Annotated in this window: 20 protein-coding genes; 7 read left to right on the top strand and 13 right to left on the bottom strand. The window is 67.6% G+C overall.

Annotated features, from left to right (window positions below; all coding sequences use genetic code 11):
• Window positions 1-19: 19 nt before the first annotated feature.
• From PA01_12530 to PA01_12500, 7 genes are all read right to left on the bottom strand, one after another.
• Entirely contained in the window at window positions 20-1,351 is a 1,332-nt protein-coding gene (locus tag PA01_12530; protein ID KON80325.2) for an ABC transporter substrate-binding protein, read from the bottom strand.
• Window positions 1,344-2,342, bottom strand: a complete 999-nt coding sequence (locus PA01_12525; GenBank protein ID KON79371.1) for a PQQ-dependent catabolism-associated beta-propeller protein — start codon at window positions 2,340-2,342, stop codon at window positions 1,344-1,346. The genes PA01_12530 and PA01_12525 overlap by 8 nt, the downstream gene beginning before the upstream one ends.
• Window positions 2,343-2,401: 59 nt before the next feature.
• A complete protein-coding gene (locus PA01_12520) occupies window positions 2,402-3,181 on the bottom strand; it encodes an ATP-binding cassette domain-containing protein (protein ID KON80324.1) in 780 nt (259 codons plus the stop codon).
• A 4-nt stretch (window positions 3,182-3,185) separates the two neighbouring features.
• Entirely contained in the window at window positions 3,186-3,959 is a 774-nt protein-coding gene (locus PA01_12515) for an ABC transporter ATP-binding protein (protein KON79370.1), read from the bottom strand.
• Window positions 3,960-4,043: 84 nt separating this feature from the next.
• Window positions 4,044-4,805, bottom strand: coding sequence for an ABC transporter permease (locus tag PA01_12510; GenBank protein ID KON80323.2), 762 nt, complete (start codon window positions 4,803-4,805; stop codon window positions 4,044-4,046).
• Between the two features lie 37 nt (window positions 4,806-4,842).
• Window positions 4,843-5,853: an ABC transporter substrate-binding protein gene (locus PA01_12505; protein KON80322.2), complete on the bottom strand. Its 1,011-nt coding sequence runs from the start codon at window positions 5,851-5,853 to the stop codon at window positions 4,843-4,845.
• 226 nt (window positions 5,854-6,079) lie between these two features.
• Window positions 6,080-7,600, bottom strand: a complete 1,521-nt coding sequence (locus PA01_12500) for an aldehyde dehydrogenase (protein KON79369.1) — start codon at window positions 7,598-7,600, stop codon at window positions 6,080-6,082.
• 346 nt (window positions 7,601-7,946) lie between these two features.
• Between PA01_12500 and PA01_12495 the strand changes: the two genes are divergently transcribed.
• The 3 genes from PA01_12495 to PA01_12485 all read left to right on the top strand — a co-directional run bounded on the left by PA01_12495 (window position 7,947) and on the right by PA01_12485 (window position 11,102).
• Window positions 7,947-9,560: a sigma 54-interacting transcriptional regulator gene (locus PA01_12495; protein ID KON80321.1), complete on the top strand. Its 1,614-nt coding sequence runs from the start codon at window positions 7,947-7,949 to the stop codon at window positions 9,558-9,560.
• A 143-nt stretch (window positions 9,561-9,703) separates the two neighbouring features.
• On the top strand, window positions 9,704-9,973 hold the full coding sequence (locus tag PA01_12490; protein ID KON79368.1) for a MoaD/ThiS family protein: 270 nt from the start codon (window positions 9,704-9,706) through the stop codon (window positions 9,971-9,973).
• Between the two features lie 22 nt (window positions 9,974-9,995).
• Window positions 9,996-11,102, top strand: a complete 1,107-nt coding sequence (locus PA01_12485; GenBank protein ID KON79367.1) for an exo-alpha-sialidase — start codon at window positions 9,996-9,998, stop codon at window positions 11,100-11,102.
• Between the two features lie 83 nt (window positions 11,103-11,185).
• Here PA01_12485 and PA01_18940 read toward each other — a convergent pair whose 3' ends face one another.
• The 3 genes from PA01_18940 to PA01_12475 form a co-directional block, all read right to left on the bottom strand.
• Complete coding sequence (locus tag PA01_18940) at window positions 11,186-11,308, bottom strand: hypothetical protein (protein KAI5912307.1); 123 nt, start codon at window positions 11,306-11,308, stop codon at window positions 11,186-11,188.
• Window positions 11,309-11,451: 143 nt separating this feature from the next.
• Complete coding sequence (locus tag PA01_12480) at window positions 11,452-11,682, bottom strand: VF530 family protein (protein KON79366.1); 231 nt, start codon at window positions 11,680-11,682, stop codon at window positions 11,452-11,454.
• Window positions 11,679-12,164 (bottom strand): acyl-CoA thioesterase, encoded by a 486-nt coding sequence (locus tag PA01_12475; GenBank protein KON79365.1) that lies wholly within the window; start codon window positions 12,162-12,164, stop codon window positions 11,679-11,681. Before PA01_12475 ends, PA01_12480 begins: the two co-directional genes overlap by 4 nt.
• Before the next feature lie 279 nt (window positions 12,165-12,443).
• Here PA01_12475 and PA01_12470 point away from each other — a divergent pair, with 279 nt between their 5' ends.
• Both PA01_12470 and PA01_12465 read left to right on the top strand, forming a co-directional pair.
• Window positions 12,444-12,686 carry a type II toxin-antitoxin system Phd/YefM family antitoxin gene (locus PA01_12470; GenBank protein ID KON79364.1) on the top strand — a complete coding sequence of 81 codons (243 nt, stop codon included), beginning with the start codon at window positions 12,444-12,446 and terminating at the stop codon, window positions 12,684-12,686.
• Window positions 12,680-12,946 carry a Txe/YoeB family addiction module toxin gene (locus PA01_12465; protein ID KON79363.1) on the top strand — a complete coding sequence of 89 codons (267 nt, stop codon included), beginning with the start codon at window positions 12,680-12,682 and terminating at the stop codon, window positions 12,944-12,946. The genes PA01_12470 and PA01_12465 overlap by 7 nt, the downstream gene beginning before the upstream one ends.
• A 112-nt stretch (window positions 12,947-13,058) precedes the next feature.
• On the opposite strand, the gene PA01_12460 is transcribed toward PA01_12465, so the two are convergent.
• The 3 genes from PA01_12460 to PA01_12450 all read right to left on the bottom strand — a co-directional run bounded on the left by PA01_12460 (window position 13,059) and on the right by PA01_12450 (window position 15,345).
• Window positions 13,059-13,811 carry an RES family NAD+ phosphorylase gene (locus PA01_12460; GenBank protein ID KON79362.1) on the bottom strand — a complete coding sequence of 251 codons (753 nt, stop codon included), beginning with the start codon at window positions 13,809-13,811 and terminating at the stop codon, window positions 13,059-13,061.
• On the bottom strand, window positions 13,808-14,167 hold the full coding sequence (locus PA01_12455) for an MbcA/ParS/Xre antitoxin family protein (protein KON79361.1): 360 nt from the start codon (window positions 14,165-14,167) through the stop codon (window positions 13,808-13,810). The genes PA01_12460 and PA01_12455 overlap by 4 nt, the downstream gene beginning before the upstream one ends.
• Window positions 14,168-14,256: 89 nt before the next feature.
• Complete coding sequence (locus PA01_12450) at window positions 14,257-15,345, bottom strand: PQQ-dependent sugar dehydrogenase (GenBank protein ID KON80320.2); 1,089 nt, start codon at window positions 15,343-15,345, stop codon at window positions 14,257-14,259.
• A gap of 356 nt (window positions 15,346-15,701) precedes the next feature.
• Between PA01_12450 and PA01_12445 the strand changes: the two genes are divergently transcribed.
• Entirely contained in the window at window positions 15,702-16,454 is a 753-nt protein-coding gene (locus tag PA01_12445; GenBank protein ID KON79360.1) for an SDR family oxidoreductase, read from the top strand.
• An 8-nt stretch (window positions 16,455-16,462) separates the two neighbouring features.
• Window positions 16,463-16,795 carry a cupin domain-containing protein gene (locus tag PA01_12440; GenBank protein ID KON79359.1) on the top strand — a complete coding sequence of 111 codons (333 nt, stop codon included), beginning with the start codon at window positions 16,463-16,465 and terminating at the stop codon, window positions 16,793-16,795.
• Window positions 16,796-16,837 lie beyond the last annotated feature (42 nt).

Genomic DNA, 16,837 nt, shown 5'->3' with positions numbered 1-16,837 from the left:
CCCTTCGTCACAGGAAGGTTCAGAACCCACAGCGGCTGTCGCGCCGGTCGAAACCGAGCGTGTCCATGTTGTTGGCCGGATGCAGGAAGCCCGCGATCGGTGCACGTTCGACGACGGCGTTGTGCGTCGCGAGCAGCATCGGCTGGCGCAGCTGGTTGTCCCACGGGCGGAAGTCGAGGCGGTTGCCCTTGAAGCCGTCGATCGTGATCTCGTCGCCGCGGAGGTAGTCGCGCAACTTCGCGAACGGGGCATTCTGCGTGCGCACGACCGCTTCGACGATCGCCTTCACCGCGACCCACGCGGCCCAGTCGGAGTCGCTCATCTGCCGCCCGGCTTGCTTCTCGAGCCGCGCGTTCAACTGCGGCGCGCCGTGACGCTCCCACGACCAGTGCCAGGCCAGCGCGGCGAGACCTTCGGCGCCGACGACCGGTCGTGCGCGCACGCTGCGGTACGGGACGCTGCGCGCGAACTCGCCGTCGCTGTCGGCGACGAACACGACGTCGTGCTCCGCCCCGGCCGTCAGCAGCGCGACGTTGCCCTGTTCGCGCTGGCGCGGGTCGTTCGAGAGCACGAATTTCTTCGTCTCGACGATCTTCACGCCGAAGCGCTTCGCCGCCCGCTCGAACGCCGCCGCGATGAGCCGATCCTCGGCGCGCGGCCCTTCGAGCATCAGCACCGAACGCCATTTCTTCGCCACCAGGAACTGCGCCAGCGCGTCGGCATTCATCGCGTGGTTCGGCAAGGTGTGCAGCAAATTCGGCTGGCACTGCTCCTGGCGCAGCGCGTCGTCCGGCGCCGAGACGTTGAACAGCAGCAGCTCGCGCCCGCGCAGCGCTTTCGACAGCTCGGCAACGACGGCGCCGGGCGCGTCGACGAGGAAGAACTGCACGCCGTCCCTGTGCAACGTGTCGATCGCCGCGAGCAGCGCTTTCGCGTCGGCGGCCGCGACGCGCTCGAGCGCGAAGCCGACGCCGAGCGCGTCACCGACGAAGCGCGCTTCGCGCAGCGCCACTTCGGCGCCGGCGAACGGCCGGCCGAGCGGTTGGGCGAGGCCGCGAAACTTCAGCCGCAGCGGATCGTAGCGCGCATCCGGCTCGAGCTCGACGAAGCCGATGCGAAGCGCTTTCGCGACCGGGCCGGAGGCGCGAGCGGGCGCGGCCAGCGTGGCGTCGTTGCCGTTCGGCCCCGCTTTCGGCAGCGCGGACGGCGTCGCGGCGAACGACCACGACGCGAGCAGCGCGAACGCCAAGCCGACCATCGATCGTCCGCAGCGCCAACCGCTTCGCTTGCGGCTCATGTGGCGGGACGCCGTCACGCTCGCCCCGACCGTCCTGGCGATCCCGTCAGTCATCGACGACGACCGTATGCGGCACGCGCCCGACCGGCACCGAGCGCAGCACTTTGCGGGTGCGCGTATCGACGACCGAAATGTCGTCGGACAGCCCGTTCGCGACGAGCAGCAGGCTCTCGTCGCGGTTCAGCGTCGCGCCCCACGCGCGGTTGCCGACAAGCACGTAGTCCGTCACCTTGCGGCTCGCGACTTCGACGATCGCGACGTGGTTCGCGCGACCGAGCGTGACATAAGCGGTCCTGCCGTCGCGGCTCATCACGATGCCGACCGGCGTGACCTCGTCGGCGCGAAAACCTTTCGGCTTGAATTCGACCGTCCCTTTGAGCGCGTTGTTTGCGCCATCGAGGATCGTCACCGCGCCGCCGAGCTCGTTCGTGACCCACACTTCGCCGCCGTCGGGCGTCATCGCGAAGCGGCGCGGCCGGTTGCCGACGACGACGTTCGCGGCGATCCGGTGCGTCGCGGTGTCGATCACGTGCACCATGTTCGCGACTTCGGACGTCACGTAAAGCCGCCGCCCGTCCGGGCTCAGCTTGACCCCTTCAGGCTCCTCGCCGACGTCGATCGTTGCGACCGCCTTGCGCCCCGGGATGTCGATGACCGAGACCCGCGCGTCTTCCTCGTTCGACACGTACATCCGCTTGCCGTCGGCTCCGACGTCGAACATCTCGGGGTCCTCGCCGACCGGGATGCTGTGCGTGAGCTCCAGTCGCGCGACGTCGATGACATCGACGCGGCCGGCCTTGCTCGCGACGACGTAGAGCGTGCCGCGGTCCGGACTCAGGCGCATGTCGCGCGGCCGCGCCCCGGTCGCGATCGTCTTCACGACCTGCCAGGTCCTGCCGTCGAGCACCGTCACCGCGTTGTCGTTCTCGCTGCTGACGAACACGTAGCCGGTCTCCTTGGCCAGCGCCGGCGCGGCCGCGAGCACCAACGCAAGCGCGAGGGCGGCGGCCGGTGCGCCGCGTCCGGGTCGTCGGGGTCGAGTCAAGTCTGTCTCCTCTTCATGTTCGCTGTTCCTGTTGCGATTGCGTCGTTCGGCACGATGCGTCACGCGCTCCCCGCGCCGCCGGTCATTTGCAGAAAAGCTTCGGCGAGCGTCGCCGTGCCCGCCGCGCGGACCAGCGCGTCGGGCGGGCCGTCCGCGAGCACGCGGCCCAGATGCAGCACGACGACGCGGTCGGCGGCTTCGGCCTCGTCGACGAGGTGGGTCGCCCACAGCACCGCGACGCCGCGATCCCGCAGGCGCAGCACTTCGTCGAGCAGCTGACGGCGGGATGCCGGGTCGAGCCCGACCGTCGCCTCGTCCATCAGCAGCACCGCCGGTTCATGCACCAGCGCACGCGCGAGCTCGACCTTGCGCCGGTTGCCGCCACTGAGCTCGCGCACCGGGTCCGACGCGCGTCCGGCGAGGCCGACGCGGGCGAGCGCGTCGTCGATGCGGACGCGCGCATGGCGCCTGCCGAGACCGTGCAGCCGCGCGTGGAATTTCAGGTTCGCTTCGACGGACAGGTCGAGATCGAGCGTCGCCTGCTGGAACACGACGCCGACGCCGGCGAGCGCGCCGACCGGATCGTCACGGAGATCGTGGCCGCAGACCGCGATATGGCCTGCGTCGGCATTGAAGAGCCCCGTCAAGAGCTGGAACAGCGTGCTCTTGCCGGCGCCGTTCGGCCCGAGCAGCGCGACGAACTCGCCGCGCGCGACCGCGACGCTGACGCCGCGCAGCGCTTCCCGCGCGCCGTAGGATTTGTGCACCGCGTGCAGTTCGAGCAGCGGAGCCGCCGCGTCGAGCGCGGCAGTCGTTGCCTGCGTCGCCGCCTCCGTCATCGCTTCAGCCATCGTCGCGCCCTGGTGCGCACCCGTTGCCGCTCGCGAGGCCGGCGAGCAGCGCGGGATGCTGCGCGAGCAGACGCGCCTGCAGTTCGAGCACTGCGGCGCCGTCCGCGGCGCGCGGCCGGGGCAGCGTCACGGCAAGGTCGAGCACGACGCGCCCGGGCGCCCCGGACAGGAAACAGACGCGGTCGCCGAGCGCGAGCGCCTCGCGCAGGTCATGCGTGACGAACAGCACCGTCGAGCGGCAGCGCTGCCACAGCTCGCCCAGCATCGCGCGCAGTCGGTTCGCCGTCGGCACGTCGAGCGACACGAAAGGCTCGTCCATCAGCAGCAGTTTCGGCTCGATGACGAACGCGCGCGCGAGCGCGACGCGGCGCTGCATGCCGCCCGACAGGCGGCCGGGATAAGCCTGCAGCACGTCGCCGAGTTCCATCGCGACGAGCAGGTCGACGGCGCGCGCCTTCGCTGCAGCGGAACGTCCCGCGACCAGCAGCACGTTGTCGAGCACGCTCAGCCACGGCATCAGCCGCGGCTCCTGGAACATAAACCCGACGCCCTCCCCCGGCGCTTCGCCGTCGAGCCGCACGCGGCCTTCGACATCGCCGTCGAGCCCGCCGACGACGTTGAGCAGCGTGCTCTTGCCGCAGCCCGAAGGCCCGACGACGCAGACGAACTCGCCGTCGCCGACTTGCAGGTTCAGGCCGGACAGCGCGACGTGCGGCGCGCCGCCGCGGTCCGCATAGCGCTTGCGATCGATGTCGATTTCCAGCATCAGGACTCCCGCCGGGCCGCCCCAAGGGGGGCCTGTGCCCCCTTGGGGGGCCGCGAACAAAGTGAGCGTGGGGGCTGTTTCATCTCAGTTGTTCCGCCAGCGGTTGAGGCGCCGCTCGAGCGGGCGCAGCGCCACCGCCTCGACGAGCAGCACGAGCGCCGCGAACACCAGCGTGTAGGCGAGGATGCCGGCGATATCGAAAAACTGGAAGAACATGTTGAGCTGAAAGCCGATGCCGTCGCTGCGGCCGAGCAGCTCGACCACCAGCACGATCTTCCAGATCAGCGACAGGCCGCTGCGCGCGGCGGCGATCAGCCACGGGTAGAGCTGGGGCAGATAGACGCGCACGAGCGTCTGCCAGCGTGGCAGCCGGTACGCTTGTGCGACCTGCAGCAGGCGACGATCGACGGCGCGCGCGCCTTCACGCACCGTCACGATGACGGTCGGGATCTTGTTCACCGCGACCGCAACGACCGCGGCCGTGTCGCTCAGACCGAACCACACGTAGCACAGGATGATCGTCACCAGTGCCGGGATGTTGAGCCCGAGCACCAGCCAGCCGTCGAGCAGCACGTCGACGCTGCGCCAGCGACCCATCGCGATTCCGATCGCGGTGCCGATCGCCATCGCGATCACGAAGCTCACCGCGACGCGCATCAGCGTGATGCCCAGGTGCACCGGCAGCGCGAGCGACACCGTCTCGTCGACGACGCGCGCGAACACCGCACCCGGAGCCGGCAGCACCGAACTCTGCAGCACTGCCGCCGCGATCTGCCACGCCGCGAGAAACGCGAGCAGCGACAGCATGCGCAACGTGGCGTCACTGCGCGGCACGCGCAGCGTCACCGGGCTCCGCCGCGGCGACACCCGCAACACTGCCCCGTCATTGAGGCTGCTTCGCGTGCTCACCGGCTGCGTCCCGATTCCAGAATGTGCCGGCCGGCAACGCGCGCGCACTGCCGACGAGCGCAGGGCCGCCCTCTTGGGCGAGGATGTCGAACACCTGGCGCGCGGTCGCCTGCGCGTGCGCGCCGGAGGTCGTCACGATACCGGCCCGGAAACCGTCGCGCAGCGCGAGCAGCGTCGCGTCGTTTTCGGCGCGGGTCAGCGGTCGCAGTTCGTGCCAGATCGCGTCGGAGTCGCGCATCACCCGCTCGGCCTCGCCTGCGGCGCGCAGAAAACCTTCGACCGCCGCGCGATTGCGCTGTGCCCATCCTGCGCGGAACACCCAGCCGACGAGCGGCAGTTCGCCTGCGACGCCGAGTTCGCGCAGAATCTCGTCGATGCCGAGGAGCTCCCGCATCCCCGCGGCCTGCAGCCGGGCGGCGAAGTGCCAGAAGTTCAGCACTGCCGGCAGCTCGCCGCGCAGCATCAGCTCGTTGAGCAACGGCGGCGCGGCGAAATCCGCCTTGACGAGCGTCGCCGCGTCCTCGCCGAGCGTCTTGCGCGAATACGCGCGCAGCAGCAGCCAGCTCTTATCGAGCGCCCCGCCGGCCACGCCGAGGCGCCTGCCGCGCAGATCCGACAGGGTCTGCACGCCCGAATCCGGGTGGATCATGATGCCGCCGACGGCGCGCGAATAGGGCACGAAGGTGAAGTCCCGCCCTTCGGCGCGCTGGCGAGCGACCCAGATCCAGTCGTTGACGATGATATCGACCGCCCCACCCTGGATCGCGACGTTCGCCGCGTCCTTCAACGCCAGCGGGACGACTTCGATGCGCACGCCTTCGCGCTCCGCGAGCCCCATGCGCTGGATGACTTCGAGTTCCCAGCTGACGGTGCCGTACTGCAGCACGCCGATGCGGATCAAGGTCGGCTCGGCGGCGCGGACAGCCACCGTCGCCAGCAGCGCGAGCACGACGACCATCAGCCGCGTCGCCAGGAAGTGCTTCATCGTCGTGTCTCCGTCACTTTGTTGTCGTCGACGTGAATCGCGTCGCGCTTTGTGCATGCCTGAATAAAGCAGGATCCAGTCCAGTTCGCAAGTCGCTGCAGCCGCTATCGGCTTGCGAACGCAGCGTACCGTTTCGGCGCAACTGCTCCGATTCGTGACATTCGAATCAAAAAAATGGGCGGCTCGAGGCCGCCCGAAATGACTACCGAGGGAGACTGTCGATCGATCAGAAGAATCCGAGCGCGTTCGGGCTGTAGCTGACCAGCAGGTTCTTCGTCTGCTGGTAGTGGTCGAGCATCATCTTGTGGGTCTCGCGCCCGATGCCGGATTCCTTGTACCCGCCGAACGTCGCGTGCGCCGGGTAAGCGTGGTAGCAGTTCGTCCATACGCGGCCGGCCTTGATCGCGCGGCCCATGCGATAGGCGGTGCTGCCGTCGCGTGACCAGACGCCGGCGCCGAGGCCGTAAGGCGTGTCGTTCGCGATTTCAAGCGCTTCGGCTTCGTCCTTGAACGTCGTCACGGCCAGCACCGGTCCGAAAATCTCTTCCTGGAAGATGCGCATCTTGTTGTGGCCTTTGAACAGCGTCGGCTGGATGTAGAAGCCTTCGGCCAGTTCGCCACCGAGGTGGGCGCGATCGCCGCCGATCAAGAGCTGCGCGCCTTCCTGCTTGCCGACGTCCATGTACGACAGGATCTTGTTCATCTGCTCGGTCGAAGCCTGCGCGCCCATCATGCAGTCGGTGTCGAGCGGGCTGCCCTGCTTGATCGCCTTGACGCGCGCCAGCACGCGTTCCATGAACCGGTCGTAGATCGACTCCTGGATCAAGGCGCGCGACGGGCACGTGCACACTTCGCCCTGGTTGAACGCGAACAGCACCATGCCTTCGACGGCCTTGTCGAAGAACGCGTCGTCGGCAGCGGCGATGTCCGCGAAGAAGATGTTCGGCGACTTGCCGCCGAGTTCGAGCGTCGCCGGAATGAGGTTCGTCGCGGCGGCCTGGGCGATGACGCGCCCGGTCGCGGTCGAGCCGGTGAAAGCGATCTTGGCGATGCGCTTGCTCGTCGCCAGCGGCATGCCGGCTTCGCGACCGAAGCCATTGACGACGTTCAGCACGCCCGGCGGCAGCAGGTCGGCGATCAGCTCGACCAGCACGAGGATGCTGACCGGCGTCGATTCGGCGGGTTTGAGCACGACGCAGTTGCCGGCGCCGATCGCGGGCGCGAGCTTCCACGCGGCCATCAGGATCGGGAAGTTCCACGGGATGATCTGGCCGACGACGCCGAGCGGCTCGTGGAAGTGGTAGGCGACGGTGTGCTCGTCGATCTCGCTGATGCCGCCTTCCTGCGCACGCAGGCAGCCGGCGAAGTAGCGGAAATGGTCGATCGTCAGCGGGATGTCGGCGTTGAGCGTCTCGCGGATCGCCTTGCCGTTATCGACGGTTTCGGCGTAGGCGAGCAGCTCGAGGTTCGCTTCGAGGCGGTCGGCGATCTTGAGCAGGAGATTCGCGCGATCCGCGGCGGACGTGCGGCCCCATTTGTCGGCCGCGGCGTGGGCGGCGTCGAGCGCGAGCGTGATGTCTTCCTCGGTCGAGCGCGCGACCTGGCAGAACGGCTTGCCGGTGACGGGCGTCACGTTGTCGAAGTACTGGCCGCGCACCGGCGCGACCCATTTTCCGCCAATGAAGTTGTCGTAGCGATTCTTGAACTGGATCTTGGCGCCGGGCTGGCCGGGTAATTCGTAAAGCATCGGGGTCTCCTCGATCTGTCGGTTGCGGAACACGCGTTTGCGTTACCGGCCTCAACTGCAGGCACCATGCCAGTCGCCGCGAGCGATTGCCCCAGGCATCGACACTTTCATTTGTTTTCATCGGCTTGAAAACGATCCGGGAGCCGGTCTGCACAGCCGGAAGGTGTGCGCCGCTCGGCAATGCGCTGTTCCGTTCTCGCACACCTGCTCCATCGCGACACGCCCGGCGCCTCGGCTGCGTGCCGACGACCGTCCGCCGACCGAGGACCGGCGCAGCACCGCTGCCGCGGCGATCGACGATCAGAACTGGTGCGTCAGGCGGCATGATTCCTGCAACAGCGGCGACATGTCCGAAGTCTTGCCCGCCCTGCCGTCATCGCCCGTACTGCGCGCCTCGTGGCTGCGCAGCCGCGAGCACGGCCTTGCCCCCGACCAGCACCTGCCGGACGGCGTTGTCGCGCGCGCGGATTTCGCCGAGCACCTCGAGGCGAACGCGCGCCTGCTCGCTTTCTCGCGTCCGGCGATCGAAAACCTGTACCGGCAGATCGGCGGCCCGTCCTCGATGGTGCTGCTCGCAGACAAGCGCGGGCTGATCCTGAACGCGCTCGGCAACTCCGAATTCCTCAACCGCGCGGCCCGCGTTGCGCTGCGCCCCGGCGCCGAGTGGAGCGAAGCGAGCGTCGGCACGAACGCGGTCGGCACCGCGCTGCACACCGGCCATACCGTCGCGGTGCGCGGTAGCGAACATTACCTCGATCGCAACCGCTTCCTGACCTGCATCGCGACCCCGATTCTCGCGCCCGGCGGCGGCCTGCTCGGCATTCTCGACGTCTCGACCGATGCGCGCGCCAACATCTCGCATGCCGGAGCGCTGCTGCGCACCACCGCCGAGCTGATCGAACACAGCCTGATCGAACATCTGGAAAACGGCTTCGTGACGATCCGGTTTCACAGCCGCGCCGAACTGGTCGACGGTCCGCTCGAAGCCCTGGCCGTGTTCGACGAGGAGCGCTGCCTCGTCGCCAGCAACCGTGCCGCCCGCAGCTTGCTGAAGCTCGACCGGGCACACCCCTCGGCCGCCTTCGAGCAGTGCTTCGCGACTGGCTGGGCGACGCTGCTCGACCTGGCGACCGGCCCCGGCGGTGCCTTTGCGTTGCGCGCGGTCGACGGTCGCAGCTTCGTCGGTCGCGCCGCGCTGCGCGCGCGTTCAACCGCGCCTCGCCCTCCCGCGGAGCCGTCGGCGCAGACGCCCCGGCCGAGCAGGCAACTCGCCCGGATGAGCCGGAGCGACCCGCGCGTCGCCGCCGCGATCGCGACGCTGCACGCGAGCGCCGCGACGCACGTTCCGCTGTTGATCGAGGGAGAAACCGGCACCGGCAAGACGCACCTCGTTCGCGCGTTCCATGCCGATCACCGTCGCCACCCCGACGCCCCCCTGGTGATCATCGACGGATCGTCGTTGCGCGGCGCGGGCGCCAGCGCCGAACTCGCGGACCGACTCGGACAGGCCGCCGAGGGCACGCTGTTCGTCGTCGAGATCGATGCATTGCCGAACGCGATGCAACGCGCGTTGTTCGGCATGCGAACGTCGCGCGGCACCACGCGCATCATTGCCGCAACCCGCAAGCGGGTCGCGAACCTCGCAGACAGCGGCCACCTGGAGCTGGCGCACTTCACCGCGGCCGGAGGGCAGCGGCTCAGCCTGCCGCCCCTGCGCGAGCGCGACGATTTCGACGAACTGGTGCGGCTGTTCGTGCGCGAGGCCTGCCCCGAGCGACCGATCCATGTCGGTCTCGACACGCTGACGCTGCTGCGACGCCACCGCTGGCCGGGCAACCTCAGCGAACTGCGCAGCCAGCTGAGGCTGATCCTCGCGCTGATGGGCGACAACGCGAACGAGCTTTGCCCGCACGACATTCCGCCCGAACTGTTCGACGACGACAGCGCCGAGGGCGGCTGAACGACCTGCCGACCTGCGCGCGGCACCCGCCGCGCTGCGGCCCTGCCGGGCAGGACGTCATGCGACCCCCGCATTGCTGGTCTAGACTGGGGAAGGCCGAAACATGCCATTCGCGGCCCGGCCGCCGCTCCGAGTGATGAATCATGCCGCGAATCGTCTTCGCCCCTGCGATCCAGCGTCACCAGCCGTGCCCGCCGCTACGTGTGGCCGGCGCGACGGTGAATGGCGCGCTCGCGGCCGCGTTCGCCGAAAAGCCGCAGATGCGCGACTACATTCTCGACGACCAGGGAACACTGCGTCGCCATGTCGCGATCTTCGTCGATGGGCAAGTCGTCAAGGACCGTCTACATCTCAGCGATCCGGCCGGCGAAAATGCCGAAATCTACGTCGTGCAGGCGCTCTCGGGGGGTTGAAGCGCCGCAAAAGGAGGCATCGATGACCGACCGACTGTTCGTCGCCACCCGCAAGGGGCTGTTCGTGTTCGACCGCCATCCGCATGCGAGCCCGCACTGGCTGCCCGAAGCGCACGTTCACTTCCTCGGCGACCCGGTCACGATGGTGCTCGCCGATCCGCGCGACGGCACCTGGCATGCGGCGCTGAACCTCGGGCACTTCGGCGTCAAGATGCGCCGCTCGCATGACGCCGGGCGCAGCTGGAACGAAAGCGCGGTGCCCGCGTACCCGCCCAAACCCGCGGCAGCCGCAGACGAGGCCGACGCGGCGTGGTCGCTCGCCCAGGTATGGGCGCTCGAAGCGGCCGGCGCCGACCAGCCCGGCGTGCTATGGGCCGGAACGATTCCCGGCGGCCTGTTCCACTCGGCCGACGGCGGGGATTCCTGGCAGCTGGTCCGGTCATTGTGGGATCGCCCGGAGCGCCGCGAATGGTTCGGCGGCGGCTACGACCAGCCCGGCATCCACTCGATCTGCATCGACCCGCGCGACAGCCGCGTCGTGACGATCGCCGTCTCCTGCGGCGGCGTGTGGCAGACCCGCGACGGCGGCGACAGCTGGGAGTGCCGCGCGAGCGGCATGGTCGCCGACTACATGCCGGATGAACGCGGCGGCGACCCGAACATCCAGGACGTGCATCGCATGGTGCAATGCCCGTCGAATCCCGACGTGCTGTGGGCGCAGCAGCATTCGGGCATCTATCGTTCGACCGACGCCGCAACGAGCTGGCAACCGCTGACGGCGCAGCCGTCGTCGTTCGGTTTCACCGTCGCGGCCCATCCGCAGGATGCCGACACCGCGTGGTTCGTGCCGGCGGAGAAAGATGCGTGCCGCGTGCCGGTCGGAGCGCACCTGGTCGTCACCCGCAGCCGCGACGGCGGCGCGAGCTTCGAGCCGCTCGACCACGGCCTGCCGCGAGCGCCGACGTACGACCTCGTGTATCGCCATGGGCTCGACGTCGACAGCAGCGGCAGGCGGCTCGCGATGGGTTCGACGACCGGGGCGTTGTGGGTGTCGGAAGACGGCGGCGAGACATGGACGTGCCTGTCGGCGCACCTTCCGCCAATCTATTGCGTGCGCTTCGCACCCTGAAGCCGGGGCCGGGCGCTGTCCCGCGCATAACAAAAAACCGGCGCGAAGCCGGTTTTTTCGTGGGCTGCCGAAGCGAGCCGAGGTTATTTCTTTCCGGACTTGTCCGTCTTCGGCGCCATGATTCCGCCCGCAGCCGGCGGTTCGGGTTTTTTCGGCTGTTTCGGCTTCTTGGCCTCTTTGTTTCCGCGTACCTGACCTTTGGCCATTGTGCTTCTCCTCGCAATGCGGACGCCGCGAAAGGCGCCGTCACCGCTTTGTTGCCGTTACTGGGTGGCCCCGCCGGCGATGCGTGCGAACAATCGGGAACAGGGCACGATCATCATAGACCCTTGTGGCCGCGCGCACCGGCTTATCTTGCGCGCGAACGCAGCACGTAAAGATACAGCGACTCGACCCGCTCGCGCGCCCACGGCGTGCGGCGCAGGAACTTGAGGCTCGACGCGACGCTCGGCTCGTGCCGGAAGCAGCGGATCGGAATCTCCTGCCCGAGTTCGTCCCAGCCGTAATGCTCGACGAGCTCGGTCAGCATGCGTTCGAGCGTGACGCCGTGCAGCGGATTGTTCGCCTGGGTGCCGCTCATGCTGCTGTCGGCCTCAACGCGCGCTGGCGCAGGTCGAATTCACGGCGCAATTCGCGGCGGATTTGCGCAGCGGCGTGACGCCGCAGCTCGTCGGGCGTGGTCGGGACGAGCTGCGGGACGGGGATCGAACGGCCGTTGTCGTCGACCGCGACCATCGTGAAGAAGCAGCTGTTCGCGTGGCGCACGACCTTTTCGCGGATGTTCTCGGCCAGGACCTTGATGCCGACTTCCATCGACGTCTTGCCGGTGTAATTGACGGACGCGAGAAAGCTCACGAGCTCGCCGACATGGATCGGCTGGCGGAACATCACCTGATCCACCGACAGCGTCACGACATAGTGCCCGGCGTAGCGGCTCGCGCACGCATAGGCGACCTGGTCGAGCAGCTTGAGGATCGTGCCGCCATGGACGTTACCGGAAAAATTGGCCATGTCCGGCGTCATCAGCACGGTCATCGCGAGTTGGTGGTTCGGCAGATGCATCGGCTCTCCTGCAGGGTTCAAAAGCGGTCGATTACGCGCCGTCCGACAATCGCGGACGGAATCAAAAGGGTTCGGCGGGACAAATCGGCTGGACGCGCGAACGAGCCGCGTTCGCGGCAGTTTCTCATATCCGGCGGCACGATGAGTTGCCTCAACAAAGTGCTGCGCCTGCCTCCAAGAGCGGTTGAACTCAAACGTTGGGCCTCTTGCTGCGCTCCCGGAGTCACTTGACACACGTACGCTATCGCGTACCATAAAGCCTCTTTGGAGGAGCGCGAAATGAACACACTTACGGCCAGCGAAGCCCGGGCAAATCTTTACCGGCTCATTGATCAAACAGTTGAGTCTCATGAGCCAATCATCATTTCCGGAAAACGCAACAGTGCCGTGCTTCTCTCCGCAGAAGACTGGAGCGCAATTCAGGAAACTCTGTACCTGCTAGCCGTACCTGGCATGCGTGAGTCCATCAAGGCTGGCATGGCCGAACCTCTCGCAAAAAGCTCGAAGGAGCTTAAGTGGTAAGTTGGGAGGTCGTTTATGCCAGGCAGGCACTGAAGGATGCAAAGAAACTTGCTGCAAGCGGTCTTAAACTAAAGGCGCAGGAACTGCTCGCGATTCTTGCCGACGACCCATTTAAAAAGCCACCTCCCTTTGAAAAATTGGTCGGTGACCTTGCCGGCGCATACTCTCGTCGCATCAATATTCAACACCGCATCGTGTACGAAGTCTTTGCCAACGAGAAAACGGTTCGCGTCCTGCGTATGTGGACGCACTATGAATGAGCGGCCCAACCCGGCCATTCCACCGGAGCTGTGAGGTGGCTGGCGGGCGACGACCCGCCCATCATTCGAGCGAAGCTGCGCGAAAAGTCACTCACGCCGCTCAATTCAAACGCTACACCGCCGGCATCGGCAGCCCGCCCGCGACGAGGAACTGCCCGAGCGGGAAGCGGTGCACGAGCCGCTCTTCCTGGCAGTAGAAGCGCACCTCGGCGGCGTCCGTTTCCGCGAGCCATGCCTGCATGAAGTCCGGCCGGCGGGCGGCAAGCGCCATCGGGGTGAAGAGCGCGACGTTGAGGCCGCCAGCTTCATCGCGCGCGGAGACGTATTCGAACGCTTCGACCCCGGCTTTTCGCATCGCCGTGCCGAGTTGCTGGGTCGCGGTGTAATCCCCGGGGTCGGTGAGCTGCTCGCGCCAGCGGTCGAACGGCGGGGACTGCAGTTGCACGCCGCGGGCGCAGCGCCACGGGGCGCCGAACAGCGTGTGCTGGGACGCCAGCGGCGACGCCGGCGCGAGGGCCATGCCATGCCAGAAGACGAAGCGGTAATAGGCCGATTCGGCCAGCACCGTTGCCGTGTCGAACGCCGCGTAGAACAGACTGGGCTCGAAGTGCCCGCCGAAACGCGAACCGTGGCGCAGCGGTGGATAACGGAACGGCGTCGCCAGCAGGTAATGCAGGCCACGCGCCGCCTGCGGCAACGACGGCTTCGAGCTTTCCAGCAGGGATTCGAGGAGCGCCTGTTCCTCGAGCGTATCGACGAGGCGATTCGTCGCGATCTGCTCCTGGCTCTCGACGAGCCGGACGAGGTCGCCTGCGAGCTCGACGACCGGAGCTTCTGCGCCGACCGCCGCCCAGATGTCGGTCACAGGCGGCCGCGGATCGCGTCGAGGTATTCGACGACGCGCAGCAGCCCCTGGACGGTGCGAATCTGCTCGGCCGGGACGCCGCCGACGTGGTGGTTGTCAGTGTGCATCCAGTGCTTCATCTGGACGGCGTCGCCGCCGACGAGCGCGAACAGCGCGCGATACGCGCGGATCAGCAGCAGCGCGAGCTCGCCCGCCTTGCTGTCGGGGTCGATGCCGTTGCGGCTGATCGCGGTCCGGTCCTTGCCGATGACCGCCCCCAGCGCCGCCTGCGTCAGCCCCATTTCCTTGCCGGCGTTGAGCAGGGCCTTGGTGACGACCTGCGTCGCCTCGGGTTTGCGAAGGACAGCAACGCTCATGGCCGGTGCTCCTCGATAACGTGCATAAGCGCATTATGGCCTTACCTTGATGTGTTTGCATCATCAAAGTTAACGAGGATCGTCTGAGCCTAGCCCGGATCGAGCCGAAGAACCCGCCCGTCGCTTTCGTCGAGCAGATACAGCTTCCCATCCGGCCCCTGACGCACGTCCCGGATGCGCTTGCCCAGTTCGGTCAGCAGGCGTTCCTCGTGCGTGACGCGGGTGCCGTCCAGTTCGAGCCGTGCCAGCAGCTGCGCGCGCAGGGCGCCGACGAACAGACTGCCTTTCCACGCCGGAAAAGCGTCGCCGGTGTAAAAAGCCATCCCGGACGGCGCGATCGACGGGATCCAGTAATGCACTGGCGGTTCGACGTCGGCGCGCTCAGTGCCTTCGCCGATGCGCGTGCCGGTGCCGTAGTTGCGCCCATAGGTGATCACCGGCCAGCCATAGTTGCGCCCCGGCTTGATGACATTCACTTCGTCGCCGCCCTGCGGGCCATGCTCGTGCGCCCACAGCACGCCCGTTTGCGGATGCAGCGCCGCGCCCTGCACGTTGCGATGGCCGTACGACCAGATTTCGGGCTGCACGCCCGGCTTGCCGACGAAGGGATTGTCCGGCGGCACGCTGCCATCGGCGCGGATGCGGACGATCTTGCCCAGATGGCTGTCGAGGTCCTGCGCCTTGTCGCGATACGAAAAACGTTCGCCGAGCGTGACGTAGAGCAGTCCGTCGCGGTCGAACACCAGCCGCGAGCCCCAGTGATTGCGCCCTGACGGGTCATCGTTCTGCGCAAAGATCACTTTCACCGCTGAAAGACTCAGGCCTTCGACATCGAGCTGCGCGCGGGCGACCGCGGTGCGTGCTGCACGGCGCGTCGGTTCGGCGTACGAGAAGAAGATCGTGCGGTCGTCGGCAAAACGCGGGCTCAGCACGACATCGAGCAGACCGCCCTGCCCGCCGGCCTGGACTTCGGGCACGTTCTTCAGCGGCGCGGACAGCTTGCCGTCCGGCGACACGATGCGCATGCGCCCGGGCCGCTCCGTCACCAGCATCCGGCCGTCGGGCAGGAACGCCAGGCTCCACGGGATCTCGAGCCCGCGCGCGACCTCGACGACTTTCACCGGCCCCGCTTCGCTGCGGACGGTCTCCTGCGCCAGCGCCGTGGCGAAGTCCGGCATGACGCCGGGGAACGACGACATCAGCGCGGAAGCGACGATCACGCGGCGGAAATGAAGCATCGGATTCTCCTCTGGGTCGGCCGGAAAACGCCCGCGACATGGCGGGCTCCCGCACGGCGGAAAGCACGCTCGTTCGGCAAATGACATCGTCGAGCTCGGGCGAGTTCAGAAACGATTGCGTGCGCAACCGCTCCATCGCCGCAGCAGCGGGAACGGGAGGGGCCGCGAACTTGTCCTGTATTTGACCCGCGCAGCGGTCGGATGCCGACGATTGATGCATATCAATGAGGGCAGCGGCGCGGACAGTGATGCTTGCCCCACTCCGCAAAGGCGGAAAAACCGGTGAGGATGCGAACATGAAAGGACGTCTTGAAGACAAGGTCGCAGTCGTGACCGGCGCGAGCAGCGGCATCGGCCGCGCGATCGTCGAGCGCTACGTCGCCGAAGGGGCGAAAGTCGCCGCGTTCGGCCGCAACACCGAGGCGCTCGACGCGCTCGGGGCCGCCCATGCCGGCAAAGTCGTCACGGTCAAGGGCGACGTGACGCGCGCCGAAGACCTGCAGCGCTTCGTCGACGAGACGCTCAAGGCGTTCGGCGGCGTCGATATCGTCGTGCCGAACGCCGGCATCGCCCGGGTCGTTTCGTTCGAGGACAGCACGCGCGAAGCGTTCGAGACGCAGTTCTCGGTGAACCTCTTCGCCGCAGCCGAGACGGTCCGCCTGTTCCTGCCGCATATCCGCCGCGGCGGATCGGTGCAGTTCATCACCACTTTCCTGACGCAGGTCGGTTTTCCCGGGCTCGCGATCTACAGCGCGAGCAAGGCCGCGCTGAAATCGTTCGCCCAGACGCTCGCCGCGGAACTCGCGCCGAAAGGCATACGCGTCAACTCGATCGCGCCGGGCCCGATCGCCACGCCGCTGTGGGGCACGGTCGGCCTGGCGCCCGATGTGCTCGGCGCGGTCGCCGGGCAGATCAACTCGCGGCTGATGACGGGCGAGTTCGGCAAGCCGGAGGACATCGCCGAGACCTCGGTATTCCTCGCGTCGGACGGCGCGAAGAACATCTACGGCCAGGACATCGTCGTCGACGGCGGCTATACCATCGGTTAGGAGACGTCATGGCCATTCCGCACGCCGCGTCCGGCGAACTGATCGACATCACGCCCCTTGGCGAACGCGTCCGCGACACGGTGTCGACGACGCTCGTCAGGGCCGAGCATTTCGAGGTCTTCCGGCTGGTGCTGCCGGCCGGCAAGTCCACGCAGGAACACCGGGCCGCCGGCCTGATCACGATCCAGTGCCTCGAAGGCGTCGTCGAGCTCGACGCGTACGACCAGGCGCAAACGCTCACCGCCGGCACGCTGGTGTACCTCGCCGATGCCGAGCCGCACGCGGTAACCGCGCTCGAAGACGCCTCGCTGCTGATCACGATGCTGCTGCATCGCGCGTGACGCGCCGCCCGTGACGCCCCCTGTCGGCGGCCGGCCGGATCG

It is taken from the genome of Azoarcus sp. PA01 (genome assembly GCA_001274695.2).
Lineage (GTDB): Bacteria > Pseudomonadota > Gammaproteobacteria > Burkholderiales > Rhodocyclaceae > Aromatoleum.
The sequence above is the reverse complement of the archived record's forward strand: the minus strand, read 5'-3'. Positions and strand labels throughout refer to the sequence as shown.